The sequence below is a fragment of the Paenibacillus oryzisoli genome (assembly GCF_050467285.1).
GTDB lineage: Bacteria > Bacillota > Bacilli > Paenibacillales > NBRC-103111 > Paenibacillus_E > Paenibacillus_E oryzisoli_A.
This window is the reverse complement of record NZ_JBCMUN010000019.1, coordinates 186,596-200,131: the sequence shown is the minus strand read 5'-3', so window position 1 is coordinate 200,131 and position 13,536 is coordinate 186,596. Positions and strand designations below refer to the sequence as shown.

The 13,536-nt window shown below is 53.7% G+C and carries 11 protein-coding genes; 6 read left to right on the top strand and 5 right to left on the bottom strand.

From position 1 onward, the window contains the following. Positions 1-60: 60 nt before the first annotated feature. A complete protein-coding gene (locus ABE504_RS27220; RefSeq protein ID WP_430094932.1) occupies positions 61-1,500 on the bottom strand; it encodes an MDR family MFS transporter in 1,440 nt (479 codons plus the stop codon). Between the two features lie 185 nt (positions 1,501-1,685). Between ABE504_RS27220 and ABE504_RS27215 the strand changes: the two genes are divergently transcribed. From ABE504_RS27215 to ABE504_RS27205, 3 genes are all read left to right on the top strand, one after another. Next, on the top strand, positions 1,686-2,102 hold the full coding sequence (locus ABE504_RS27215) for a MarR family winged helix-turn-helix transcriptional regulator (protein WP_430094930.1): 417 nt from the start codon (positions 1,686-1,688) through the stop codon (positions 2,100-2,102). Positions 2,103-2,680: 578 nt separating this feature from the next. Next, entirely contained in the window at positions 2,681-3,142 is a 462-nt protein-coding gene (locus ABE504_RS27210; RefSeq protein WP_430094928.1) for a MarR family winged helix-turn-helix transcriptional regulator, read from the top strand. Further along, the gene (locus ABE504_RS27205; protein WP_430094926.1) at positions 3,135-4,631 is read left to right on the top strand and encodes a DHA2 family efflux MFS transporter permease subunit; all 1,497 of its coding nucleotides are present in this window, start codon (positions 3,135-3,137) and stop codon (positions 4,629-4,631) included. The genes ABE504_RS27210 and ABE504_RS27205 overlap by 8 nt, the downstream gene beginning before the upstream one ends. Positions 4,632-5,051: 420 nt before the next feature. Here ABE504_RS27205 and ABE504_RS27200 read toward each other — a convergent pair whose 3' ends face one another. From ABE504_RS27200 to ABE504_RS27190, 3 genes are read right to left on the bottom strand one after another with little or no spacing between them, the layout of a single operon-like run. Continuing rightward, complete coding sequence (locus ABE504_RS27200; RefSeq protein ID WP_430094924.1) at positions 5,052-7,028, bottom strand: carbohydrate-binding domain-containing protein; 1,977 nt, start codon at positions 7,026-7,028, stop codon at positions 5,052-5,054. 30 nt (positions 7,029-7,058) lie between these two features. Beyond that, positions 7,059-7,739, bottom strand: coding sequence for a DUF4956 domain-containing protein (locus tag ABE504_RS27195; protein WP_430094922.1), 681 nt, complete (start codon positions 7,737-7,739; stop codon positions 7,059-7,061). Next, the gene (locus tag ABE504_RS27190; protein ID WP_430094920.1) at positions 7,736-8,476 is read right to left on the bottom strand and encodes a polyphosphate polymerase domain-containing protein; all 741 of its coding nucleotides are present in this window, start codon (positions 8,474-8,476) and stop codon (positions 7,736-7,738) included. Before ABE504_RS27190 ends, ABE504_RS27195 begins: the two co-directional genes overlap by 4 nt. Before the next feature lie 213 nt (positions 8,477-8,689). On the opposite strand from ABE504_RS27190, the gene ABE504_RS27185 reads away from it, so the two are divergent. Together ABE504_RS27185 and ABE504_RS27180 are read left to right on the top strand one after the other, a co-directional pair. Continuing rightward, positions 8,690-9,367 (top strand): response regulator transcription factor, encoded by a 678-nt coding sequence (locus ABE504_RS27185; protein WP_430094918.1) that lies wholly within the window; start codon positions 8,690-8,692, stop codon positions 9,365-9,367. Then, the gene (locus ABE504_RS27180; RefSeq protein WP_430094916.1) at positions 9,367-10,644 is read left to right on the top strand and encodes a sensor histidine kinase; all 1,278 of its coding nucleotides are present in this window, start codon (positions 9,367-9,369) and stop codon (positions 10,642-10,644) included. Before ABE504_RS27185 ends, ABE504_RS27180 begins: the two co-directional genes overlap by 1 nt. Positions 10,645-11,107: 463 nt before the next feature. Here the strand turns inward: ABE504_RS27180 and ABE504_RS27175 are convergent, their stop codons facing one another. Next, the gene (locus tag ABE504_RS27175) at positions 11,108-12,541 is read right to left on the bottom strand and encodes a DHA2 family efflux MFS transporter permease subunit (RefSeq protein WP_430095086.1); all 1,434 of its coding nucleotides are present in this window, start codon (positions 12,539-12,541) and stop codon (positions 11,108-11,110) included. A gap of 274 nt (positions 12,542-12,815) precedes the next feature. Between ABE504_RS27175 and ABE504_RS27170 the strand changes: the two genes are divergently transcribed. Next, positions 12,816-13,469: an FMN-dependent NADH-azoreductase gene (locus tag ABE504_RS27170; protein ID WP_430094914.1), complete on the top strand. Its 654-nt coding sequence runs from the start codon at positions 12,816-12,818 to the stop codon at positions 13,467-13,469. The last annotated feature ends 67 nt before the right edge of the window (positions 13,470-13,536 follow it).

Sequence of the window (13,536 nt, the reverse complement as noted above, 5' to 3'; positions counted from 1 at the left end):
ACAAAAGACAGCCCCATCCCGCTAACGGGTGGACTGTCCATGTTAAACCACACAAGCGCCTTACGCCGCCTTCCCCACCGTGCCTCTCGCCCCCGCCGGCTTCCGAATGAGGAACGTCAGCGGAATCGCCAGCACGACCAGCACAGTGCCGATGATGAACACGTCCTGGATGCTTAAGGTCAGCGCAAGTGCGGAAGCTTTGCTGTCCTTCGCCCCTAAGTCGCTCAAATGCGATACCGTACGGGACGAAAGCACCGTGCTGAAAATACTGACCGACAGCGCCGCCGTCCCTTGGCGAATCCAGTTCATCAGCGCAGACGCTTGCCCGGACAGCTCGGAAGGTACAGCCGACATGGCCGAGTTGGTCACCGGCATGTTGCTCATCGCGATGCCGATATAGCGGATGGCAATCCACAGTACGATAAACCACGTTGCCGAGACGAGGTCGAGCCGGGACAATGCCCACGTAGAGATCCCCATAAGGAGGCAGCCGAATAAAATCAGGCGAAACGGCCCGACTTTATGATAAATTTTCCCAACCACCATCGAAATCAGCGCCATCGCCAGCGTGCCCGGCAGCATGACGAGACCGGTGTGGAGGGTGTTGGCATTTTGAATTTTTTGCATATAGATCGGAATCAGAAAGGTGCCTGCGTATAAAGAAATCGTAATCGCGCAGTTTAGAATTAAGCTGTACGTATATCTCGCGTTCTGCAGCAGCGTCATATTCAGCAGCGGGGCCGCGACCCGGCGCGAGCGGAGAACAAAATACCCGATGAACAGCACACCCACACCCATGAGGGAAAGAGTTTTCCAGGACGTCCAGCCCCAATCGTGGCTTTGAGAAAAGGAGATCAACAGCGAGCTTGTGCCTACAATAACGGAAATGAAGCCGACGACTTCAAGCGACAACCCTTTGCTGAGACGATAAAATGGAATAAACCGCTGCGCCGCGAACAGCGCCATCACGCCGATCGGCACGTTCATAAGAAAGAGCGCATGCCAACCGTAGGATTCGGTCAACCAGCCGCCGATCGTCGGCCCGAAAGCCGGCGCCAGCATCGCGGAAACGCTCCACAAGCTGATCGCGGAGGCTTGCTTCTCCTTCGGGATGACCTGATAAATAATCGTCATGGTCGTGGGCATAATGATACCGCTGAAAATCCCCTGAATAATCCGAAACACAATCAAGGAATGAATGTTCCAGGCAAAAATACAAAGCAGCGACGCGACCGTAAACCCGCCTAACGCATAGACATACAGGCGCTTGTAGCTCAGTCTGTCGCCCAGAAAGCCGATGATCGGAGCAATGACCCCCGTCGCGAGCATAAACCCGGACATCAGCCACTGCACCGTGTTGAGCGAGGCACCGAAATCATCCATGAACACCGGCAGCGCAACGTTGATGCTGGTCGTACTGAGGGTGGCCATAAAGTTGCCGAAGAAAATCGCGAAAATAATACTCCAAAATGACACTGACGCGGGCTTTTCCTGAGTCATGGGGTTGCTCTCCTTTTTTTACGCATGCTGAAGTTCCGTCCAAATCAGTTGCAATGGCAACTATTAAAGTTGTATTATACAACGATCTCCCGCATTGTCAATATCCACTTGCGCTCCCGGCCCTGTTATTACACAATATGAGATAGCCCCAACAAGGCTACACGCAAAAATGAGGTGCCCTATCTATGACGCCCGAAGAAATGATTGAATATCAGCTCGCGATTTTACTCCGTCATGTCACGTCTACTTCTATTCATAAAAAAATCGGCGTACTCGACCGCTCGGCTTATTTGCTGCTCCATCAGATCGGCAAGCAAGGCTCTGCCAGCGTTAAGACGCTTGCCGACAGCTCCAAGCTGGACATTTCCACAGTGAGCCGGCAAACCGCCGCTCTGGAGCAGCGCGAGTACGTCTACCGTATCCCCGATCCGAATGACGGGCGCTCCTACTCGCTCAAAATGACACCTTTCGGCGAGGAACAGCTCGCCAAGCATCGGAAAGCCCGCGCAGAGCGCATCAGCGAGCTGACCGCCGCCTGGACGCCGGAGGAGCGGCAGATGTTCGGTGAGCTGCTGACGAAGCTGAACCTGAATTTTTTGTAAGGCAACCTCCCAGCGGAGGAGCCTACTGACACTAATAGGCACGAATTCGGCATATTGCGGGGGCGAAGGGAGCGAGAGCCCTCTATTTGCTTCATTTTTCGCGAAATGGACAGCTCAGCGCCAGAATAAGGCTTCCTCGTTCCGCTTTTTAGCCGGCATCTGCGAAATTCCCTGAAATAGCGGCGTGTCGATCCGCGAAGTAAGGCTATCGGAGAGACACGACGGGATAACGATGGGAGCCAGACGACAAAAGTAAAGTTGATCAGCTTTGCTTATTCGTGGACAGGAAAACCTCCAGTTCATTTGATGAGCCGCGGCAGGTGCGTGCGGTGAGCTCATCCAATGATGTGTACCGGGACGGGCTTGCGCTGATCATCGAAGGCAAATAATGTGATCGGCGCTTTTCGCGCATGGCTTAGAAGCGTTCGTAACAAACTACTTCAACAACCCTTAATATTTCTAATTGACATGGAAACGCAATCATTTTTATAATAGTTCGCATGCGAAATATTAGCATAAGAACTAATGGCGATTCCCTAAATTTCGGAATTTCGCCTGAACGTAAGGAATGAGCGAAGATGAATGATCACCAGCAGCAGCGCACGCTGCACATTATTCAGTCTTTTCGCGAAGTGAATCAGGTCTTTCATAAGCTGCTGACGAAAATCGCCGGTGAGCTTGATCTAACGCCGATTCAGTATATTGTTCTGAAAATGCTGGCGGACCGCCCCTCGATGATGCAATCCGAGCTGGCGGCTTGCTTGTATGTCAGCGCGAGTACGACAAGCGGCGTCATTGATCGCATGGTCGCGGCCAATTTAGTATCCCGTGAGCGCTCGAGCACGGATCGACGTTCCGTTTCCATAAAGCTTCTTGCGGAAGGCAAGCGCAAGCTGCAGTTGATCCAGGAAAGGCAGCTGGAGCATTTTGCCCCTCTTCAGGATATGGTACAAGACCAATTGGATGACCTGCTTCGCACGCAAGCACAAATCGTGCAAATCTTGCACAAAGAACTGGAGGAACATACCTACTATGAGTAACACCGCAACAACTGCGCTCAAAAGAGGCCCGATCGTCGCTTCTTTACTTATCGCGGCGTTTGTCGCTTTGCTGGCTCAAACGCTGCTCAACGTCGCCCTGCCGAAAATGATGGCCGATCTGAACGTGAACGAAAACACGATTCAATGGCTCATCAATGGATACATGCTGGTTAACGGTGTTTTGGTCCCGGTCAGCGCCTATTTGATTACAAAATTTACAACTCGCCGTCTCTTTCTGGTCGCTTCCGGCTTTTTCGCCGTAGGGACAATTATCGCGGCGGTGGCACCAGGCTTTAGCGTTTTGCTTGTAGGACGCTTGATTCAAGCCGTGGGCGCGGGCATCTTGATGCCGCTCATGACCATCGTCTTCCTGACCATCTTCCCGGTTGCCGAACGCGGCAAAGCGATGGGGCTGATGGGGATTGCCATGATTTTCGCACCAGCCGTTGGCCCGACGCTGTCCGGCTGGGTCGTTGAGCACCACTCCTGGCGCGTGTTGTTCTATATTATTTTGCCATTATCGCTATTTGCTTTTATTTTCGGCTTCTTCTCCATGAAAAACGTCATCAAAACATCTTCACCTAAACTCGATACGCTTGGCGTTATCCTGTCCACGATCGGATTCGGCGGCATTCTGTACGGATTCTCAGACGCCGGATCTGCTGGTTGGGGAAGCACAGCGGTTGTCAGCTGTCTCATCATAGGCGGAGTATCTCTGGCCCTGTTCGTCTGGCGCGAACTGACGGTTGAGAAGCCGCTATTGGAACTGCGGGTTTTTAAATTCAACATGTTCTCGCTGACCATGATCATTAACGTCATCATTACGATGTCGATGTTCTCGGCCATGATTTTGCTGCCGATCTTCCTACAGAACATCCGCGGCTTCTCACCGATCGAATCAGGTCTCCTGCTCTTGCCAGGGGCAATTCTGATGGGTATTATGTCACCGATCACTGGCATCATTTTCGATAAAATTGGTGCTCGTTGGCTGGCTGTTGTTGGTCTCATCATCACGACGATTACGACTTATGAATTTAGCCATCTGACGGTCGATTCTACCTATTCTCACATGATGGTCATTTACACAGCGCGGATGTTTGGGATGTCCATGCTGATGATGCCGATTCAAACTGCCGGTCTCAACCAGCTCCCACGCAGACTGAACGCACATGGCTCCGCGATGTCACAAACGCTTCGTAACATCGCCGGTGCGCTGGGTACGGCCCTGCTCGTGACCGTCATGTCGAACGCCGCGACATCCCATGCCAAAGATCTGATCATCGAGGGCAAAATCGATCCCAAAGACGCCGCGAAAATGGCGGACGTTACACAGCATGCGACCGTGTACGGCATTAACTTCGCGTTCGAAGTCGCGACGTACATGACCATCGCTGCACTAATCCTAGCTTTCTTCATTAAGAAAACATCGCCGACTGAAGAGCCAGCGAGTGCCGCAGTTGCACCGGGTCAGGTGCAGGAAGCGAAATAAACTTCGCAGCATAAAGCAAGACCACCTTTTCGAGACGCTGCGTCTCGTGGGGTGGTCTTTTTAGTATCGCTTGAAGGTTTAAGATCGTTTGAACATGTAAAATGTACATGTATTTTCAGAGAAACCACCCGAAATTACGGATGGACATGTAAAACATACATGTAAATTGGGGCAAACCAGCGTTTTTGCCCGATTTGTGCGGGGAGTCGTGCATTTTTGCTGTACGAAATGCAGGTTGCCAGCGCAAACCGGGCGACTAACCCGGATTTTACTGTAGGAAATGCAGGTACACGCCCACGGGAACCGATACATCTGCTTTGGTCGCTCATAGCCAGCCCAAATTGCCTGTCCTGTACAACCAAGCAGGGTGCAGCTATCCGATAAACGGATGGCTGCACCCTGAATTCGCCTTGGCACCAACTACTTACTTTGCTGCCCTTGCGGCGCCTGACCGCCGCCCTGCATCATAGGTCCGCCGCCTGGCCCGCGGCCGCCTCCGCCGCCACCTCCGCCCGGCATGCCCATGCCGCTCTTGGCTTCGGTGACGCCGGACTCGTTCAGCCACGTGATGACCTTCGTGGCGTCAAAGCCAACGATTTTCGCGCCGCCGGTGTAGGTCCCGCCCGAATACAAGCCATGCGCCGCGCTGCCGCTGGCCGAGCCGCCCGTGTACACCGTATACGACCCGCTTGGGGTCATGCTCGGGGTGCTGACGTACACGGACTGGTAGCTCTTCGACGGCGCAAAGGTCACAATATCCTTGCCGTCCTTGTCCTGCAGGTGGAAGATCGCGCCCGCCTTCTGCGCCTGCGTGAATGTCATCATAACGCCCGCTTGCGTCGACGTATCGGACGGCGCCTGCGCCATGCCGGAGCTGCCCGCGGAGATCAGCGTGCCGCCGGTCATGACGAACGTGCCGTCGTAATCGAGCGGCCCATTGCCGTTATTGGTCGGACCGTTCACGATCACGGTGCCGCCCGACATTTCGATGGACCCGTTGGCGTCCAGTCCATCGCCCGCGGCGTCAACCGTCAAGGTGCCGCCGGTAATGGTCAGCTTGTTCGTGGAAGATGCTCCGCCTTCCGCGCCGCCTGGCATGCCGCCACTTTGGCCACGCTGCGGCGGGGTGCCTTGGCCAGTCGTGCCAGCCTGACTGCCGGTCTGCCCGCTAGCCGCGCTCTGACCTTGCGGCGCTTGCCCTGCTGCGCCACCCTGGCCGCCGCCAAACCCGCCCGCCGGCGGTTGCCCACCGCCGCCAGGCGCGCCGGCCTCGCCCGACGTCTCGCTGCTGCCGCTCGCGGCGTTCACACCGTCGTCCGCGGCGACGACGTTCGTCGTACCGCCGGCCACCAAAATGCTCGGCGCCTCAAGACCCTCATTCGACTTCGCGATGTCGATATTGCCGCCAGCAATTTCAAGTGCCAAGTCCGCATGGATGCCGTCGTCTCCGGCGTTGATTTTGAAATCGCCGCCGGTAATCACGATGCCGCCGCTGCTGTGCAGCGCATCTTCGCCGGATGTGATCGCGAACGTTCCGCCCGAAACGGCGATCACGCCCTCGGAGCCTTCCTTGTCGTTCGTCGTTTTAATGCCGTGACCGGTCGTATTGATCGTCAGGCTGCCGTCCTTCACGGCCACCAGGTCGCGGCCCATCACCGCGTCATCCGCCGCTTGCACACTGATCTGTCCGCCTGTGATTTTCAGCTTATCCTTGCTCGTGATCCCGTTGTTATAATTACCCTGCACAGTCAGCTTCCCGCTGCCGTTAATCGTCATTTCGTCTTTACTGAAAATGGCCGCATTCGGCTCATCGGACGAAGCGTCCTCAAAGACATAGGTTTTGCCATCGGAAACCGTATTCGTCGTCCCCTCAGGCAGCGAGATGATAAGTTTACCAGCTTCTTTTACATAAATCGCCGAAGACGTCTCATTGTGAAGCTCCACGCCGTTCAATATGAGCCGAACGACACCTTTATCCGCCACATCGACTGTTATTTGACCATTGTCTAATTTTCCACTCAGCACATAAGTGCCAGCCTTCGTTACCGTAACTGAACTGTCTTTCACTTCAACGCCGGAACCATCTACCGTCGCACCCGAGCCGCTTAACGCAATTTTCGTCACGGTACCCGTAGACCAATTTGAATAGGCATCGTCCGCGTCATAACTCACATTTTTCGCCGAGTCCAGACTCGCCAACACTGTGCCGCTGGAGGTCTTCGAAGCCGTAGTCGCTGTTGCTGTTGCTGTCGTAGTCGCTGTCGCAGCCGCCGTCGCACTCGCCGTTGCAGCAGCCTCCCCACTGGACGCTGTTCCCTCCTCCTGACTGCATGCCGCCAGCATCATCACGCATAACAGCGCAACGCCGGATTGTTTCACTAGTAAAGATTTTTTCATAGGTCATCTTCCTCTCATATCAAATGGCTATTAATACTCCTGCGTAACAGGGTTCATTGTTAACGTAATATCAAGATTGCCGTTGCGCGTGCGGATCGCATCCAGGAACTCCTTCTGGTTCGTCAAATGGTCGATCGTAACGGCGTACACCAGCTCATACAAGCTGCCAAGCTCGGTCGTTCTGACTTTTCTAAGCTCATAGGCAATGTTAAATTTGCGAAAAAACTCATCAAACGCTTCCTCATAACCGAGGTTTTCGGGAATCGTGACTTTTAGCAGCTTTTGCGTTGCTGTCTTTTCACCGAACTTGATTACTTTAAGTACAAACATCAGCACACAAAGCACGACAGTGAACAACACGGCGTAACCAAACGCCCCAACCCCTGATGCAAGCCCCGCGGCCATCGTGAACAGGACGAAAGCAATGTCTTTCGGATCCCCGGGCGCGCTTCGGAAGCGAATAATGGAGAACGCGCCGGCCAGCGAGAAGGCGCGGGCAATGTTGCTGCCGATGAGCAGAATGATGATGGCGACAATCGCCGGGAGCACAACCATCGTCAGCGTAAAGCTCTGCGTGTAATTCGGCTGCGTTTTACGATAAGTGAAAGAGATAATGGCACCTAGCACAATAGAAATCACCATCGTCAGCAGGGCTGTCGTCATCGTTAGCTCTGCGTTCGTCGACACTTGGGAGAATAGTGAATCGATCATAAGAGAATTCGCTCCTTTAACTGAGGGTTATTTCGTCGGTTTTTCTTGTATTCGTTGCCATATTTCGAAAAGCTCGTGCGAAACATGTGCTGCTCGCTCAGCAGGCGGGATAGCCAGATCGGAATGGTTTTTTCCGCTTTGACCTCCATCAGCCATTGACCGCTCTCGAGCAGCTGCTCGCCGAAGTCGCCGTCCTCCAGCTTGACGTCATACCGTCTGGACCGGATATTCGTATCGAACGTAATTCGCAAATCCCGATTCCCCCGGCAAAACATCGCCATCCGGTCATAAGCCAGATACACCTTCGGCATCAGCGTGTACCGGCCGAGGAAGTAGTCAATCTCCTGCAGTACCTGCTTATTCATATAAGGCTGATAGGCTGGCATGACGCCCGTGCGGATGTACGCGTACGCTTCGTTCAGCTTGAGCGCCGTCCGCCGTTTGTTGACGAGGCCGAACACTTTTTTCTTGAGCTCGAGATACACCTTGCCGTCCGGCTGCGGCACGCCGTAAGCGCGAATGCGCAGCTTTTCCTTGTATTTCGGCTTCGACAGGCTCGTACGAATCAAAGCGTCGTGCTCGGTATCATAATAAATGTTGCTGATCGAATAAAATTGGCCATTCTTGTTATTTTCATCCCACTCCATATACTCCAGCAGTCGATTGTACAACCGCTCAAAAGCCGGCTGATCCATTAAGTACTTATTTTCATATCGGTTAAAAACCTCAATCGCCATGTGTCTCGGCCCCTTCCCACTAAACGTTGTATCGCTGTGCCATGGCTTTATCTTAGGGCTCGAACCTTTAACGAAACTTAAATGATTGCACCATTTCTTTCCTGCGGCGGGGACTCGTGCTACGATGAAACTTAAGGTTGATTAAAGGTTGCATCTCTACTATAAGAAGCAACACATCACATGCCGCCTCCAAGCGGCAAAGGAGAGATGGACATGCGGATACTGATCGTCGAAGATGAAATTCATCTGGCTGAAGCGTTAACGCAAATTTTGAAAAAACACAACTACTCCGTCGACACCGTCCATGACGGCCAGTCGGGTCTCGATAACGCGCTGAGCGGGATTTATGATTTAGTTTTGCTGGACATTATGCTGCCGGAGATGGATGGGATCACCGTTCTTCACAAGCTGCGCGGCCAAGGCATGGCCACACCGGTCATTCTGCTGACGGCCAAAGGGGAAACTTCCGATAAAATCGCGGGACTCGATCACGGGGCGGACGATTATGTCGCCAAGCCTTTTTCAACGGAGGAGCTGCTGGCTCGCATCCGCGCGGCGCTAAGGCGCAAAGGCGAGGTGCTGCCGGAGGAAGGACTGAAATTCGGGGATCTCGAATTGAATACGAATACGCTGAAGCTCACCTGCAAGGGGAAGGAGATGAAGCTTATTTTAAAAGAAAGCGAACTGCTCGAGCTTCTGATCACCCGGAAGACCGCCGTCACCTCCAAAGAGCAGATCATCGAGAAGCTGTGGGGATTCGATTCCGAGGCGGAGCATAACAACGTGGAAGTGTATATTTCTTTTTTACGCAAAAAATTAACCTTCCTCCAGTCCGCTGTCCGCATCAACACGCTGCGCGGCGTAGGTTACGTATTGGAGGCGGCTGAGTGATGTTTACGAAGCTTCGGAATCGGTTCCTCATCCTGAATCTGGTCATCATCTCCGTCATGATGCTGGCCGCCTTCGCCGCGATCTATACGATCACGTACGGGAACGTGCACCGCGACATCCAGATGGAGCTGGGGAAGGTGTCGGATTTCCTGCACAGCCCGGATGGCGGCGGAGGTCAAGGCAAGCCGCACCGCGGCGGAGACAAAGGCGGACCGCCGATGTTTGATGACGGCATGGGGCCGCCGGCAGAGCGGTCTGTCTCTTTCTCGTTGCAGACTGACGTCCATTGGGCGATTACGTCGACGAACTCTCGTTTCGATATGGACGAGGATTTCTACACCAATGCGATTGCCAAAGTGTCTTCCGGCTCCGCAAATGGCGGGCAATTCACGCTGGACGGCAACCGCTGGGCCTACAAGGTCGATTTGACGCCTAACGGCTATTCCGTCGTTTTCCTTGATGTAACTGCTCAGGTCAAAATTCTAACCACTCTCGTCTATACGTTCCTGATCGTGGGGTTGGTGATGCTCGTGGTGATTTATTTTACGAGCCGCTTCTTTGCCAACCGGTCGATTGCGCCTGTGCGGGAAGCGTTCAACCGGCAAAAGCAGTTCATCGCCGACGCCTCGCACGAGCTGAAAACGCCGCTGGCCGTCATCAACACGAACGCCGATGTGCTGCTCGCGAACAGCGAGGACACGATCGCGCAGCAGGCGAAATGGCTGCATCATATCAAATCGGAGACCGAGCGCATGAAGACGCTCACCAACGATTTGCTGTACCTCACAGAGATGGATGACGCTCGAATGCAAATGATTGTGACGCCGGTCAATTTGAGCGACGCCGTGGAAGGCGTGCTGCTCGCGATGGAGGCCGTCTCCTTCGAGAAAGACATCGCGCTGAGCTACGACATCGAGCCGGAACTCACCGTGCGCGGCAGCAGCGAGCAGCTGGGGCAAGTCGTGATGATCCTGCTGGACAACGCGATCAAATACACCAACCCGAAGGGCAGCATCGCCTTGTCGCTGCGCAAGCGGCATAATGACGCGCTCCTGACGGTGACGAACACGGGGCCGGGCATCGCGCCCGAGCATCTGGAGCGCATCTTCGACCGCTTCTACCGGGCCGACCCGTCCCGGTCCCGCAAAATGGGCGGCTACGGCCTCGGCCTCGCGATCGCGAAGTCGATCGTCGAGCAGCACAGCGGCCGGATCGCCGCAAAAAGCGTTGTCGACGAATCGACAACGTTCACCGTGCAGCTGCCGCTAGGCGCGTAGCGGGTGCTCGCTACGCAATCACAGCAAAATGCTAAACATACAGTGACGGCCACAGCCTCACTCCAAATAGTGCCGATTGTGTGGGGCTTGACCGTCGCCAAGCGCAGACGAGGCAACGTGCACAGAGGATTTGCGCGTGTTGGGAACGTCCCCATTACAAACTGCAAAATGTACAGCAAATTTGTTCAAAGTAGCGGATATACGTCCATACAACTGTAAAACGTACAGCAAATTACTGCTCTCCCCCACATTTTGGGCTAATTTGGTTCTACAATGCCTTTTTTGATGTACGAAATGCAGGTTGTACCCCCGATTCTGCGCAATTCCCTGAATTTTACTGTAGGAAATGCAGAAAGTCACCTACATTGCTTTGAATCGAAAGTCAAGAACCGCCACGGCGGTCCTCACAACGCAAAAAAAGGTTGCCCCTCGGTCATGACGACCTTGGGCAACCTTTTTTACTTTACGTATGCTGTTCTTTCGCAGGTACATGACCTGCATCTTCCGTTGGCGCCTTCACGCGCTTGATGAAGAAGCTCAACACTAGGGCGATCAAGCCGATCCAGAAGCCGATCAGGAACGCGTCATGCAAGCCCGCCACCAGCCCTTCGGCCGGGTTGGGATTCGCTGTGGTCTCCATATACTTCTTCGTGCCGGACGACATGATCGAGATGAACAACGCTGTACCAATGGCACCAGCCACCTGCTGCAGCGTGTTCAGAATCGCCGTACCGTGCGGGTACAAGTGCCGCGGCAGCTCGTTGAGGCCCGTCGTTTGCGCTGGCATCATCACCAGCGAGATGCCGATCAGCAAAATGATATGCAGCGTGACAACATAACCGGCTGTCGTCGAAACCGTAATGCCAGTGAACAGCCACACAGCCAGCATCACCAAGATAAGGCCCGGAATAACCAGAACACGCGGGCCGAATTTATCAAACAGCTTCCCGGAGATTGGCGCCATAATCCCGTTGATTACACCGCCCGGCATCAGCGTGAGCCCTGCTTTGAAGGCCGTCATCATCAGTGCCGTCTGCAGGAACAACGGCAGCAGAATCATGGTTGAGAACAACGTCATCATGAGCACGAGCATCATGATCGTCACTAGCGTAAACATCGGATATTTGAACGCGCGCAGATTCAAGATCGGTTCCTTCATCAGCATTTGACGAATCACGAACAGCACCACAGCGATGCCGCCGACGACGATCGTCCATACCACTTCAGGTGCCGACCAAGAGCCTTCGCCCGCTTTACTAAAGCCATATACGATACCGCCAAAGCCGATACTCGACAGCAAAATTGACAAAATATCGACCTTCGGCTTCGTAATATCGGACACATTTTTCAGGTAGGCCGCCGCGAAAATAACCGAGAACAGCGCAAGCGGTGTCACCAGGTAAAACAGCCAGCGCCAGTCGAGCTGGTCAATAATGAGCCCTGCCAAAGTCGGTCCGATGGCCGGCCCGAACATGATAACCAGACCGATCATCCCCATGGCGCCGCCACGTTTCTCAGGTGGAAAAATGACCAGAATCGTATTCATCATAACAGGAAGCATCAGCCCTGTTCCAAGCGCCTGCACAACCCGACCGACGAGCAGCATGCTAAATATCGGTGCAGTTCCGCAAATAACCGTACCGACAAGGAATAGAATCATAGCTGTTAAAAACATCTGCCGCGTCGTAAACCATTGCTGCAAAAGCGCCGTAACCGGGACGAGCACCCCGATCACCAGCATATACGCCGTTGACAACCACTGAATCGTGGCCGGCAGGACGCCGAATTCCTTCATTAGATCGGGAAAAGCAATGTTTAATAACGTCTCATTCAAAATTGCGACAAATGCGCCAATCACCAGCGCAGCGACAATTGGCCCCCGCTTGATGCCGCTCAGGCCGGCAGAACCGCCGGCCTCACTAGATATGTTCACAATTCATCCTCCTCTACCCATTTTTTTCCTAGAACACCCAACTATCTTACCAGAATTTCAGGATGCGAACAAGAACCGAACATTGATTACAATTATTTTTTCCGACCTGCCGGCATTTTACCTTTGGTAAATGCGACCGTCGCAGCAATCCCCTACTAAAGGCATAAGTTCGCAGACCGTTTGAAATATTAAAAGCTGATGGAATCAGCACCAAGTTCGTGTACAAAAGGAGAAAACTATGCTACGAGTACTGGTTATTAACGCGCACCCCAAGGTAGCGATCGAGAAGTCCAAAAGCCTGCAGGTAGCACGCCATTTTAAAGAGAAGCTGCATGAGCTCGAGCCTACGGCTGCGATCGAAACACTGGAGCTATACGGCAACGACATTCCTGTCGTAGACGGCGTCGTCCTTAGCGCATGGGGCAAACTGGCAGCGGGCGAGGGGTTAAGTGAAACGGAGCGCACTATCACCCACCGCATGGGTGAGCTGCTGGAGAAGTTCAAATGGGCCAATCGGTACGTGTTTGTAATGCCCCTCTACAATTTTAATATCCCCTCCAAGTTGAAGGATTACCTGGATAACGTTCTGATCGCGCGGGAGACCTTCGCTTACGGCGAAAACGGTCCGATCGGGCTGCTGAATGACGGCCGCAAGGTGTTGGTGATTCAGGCTAGCGACGGGATCTATTCCCAAGGCGGCTGGTACGCCGATGTCGAATTTTCTCATAAATATTTGAAAATGATTTCTACCTTCGTCGGGATCGACGACTACACGATTATCCGCGCAGAGGGCGGGGCAAGGCTTGAGAAGGAAGCCATTCTCAGCAAAGCGAAGCAGGAAGCGGAGGAAGCAGCGAGGCATTTTGCCGCTCATTCCGTGGTTACTACCTAGGCGCCAGGTTGCGGACCTGTTAGCGGTATTCAAGTGAAAGCGTAAAGGACCATAACGTCCCTTACGC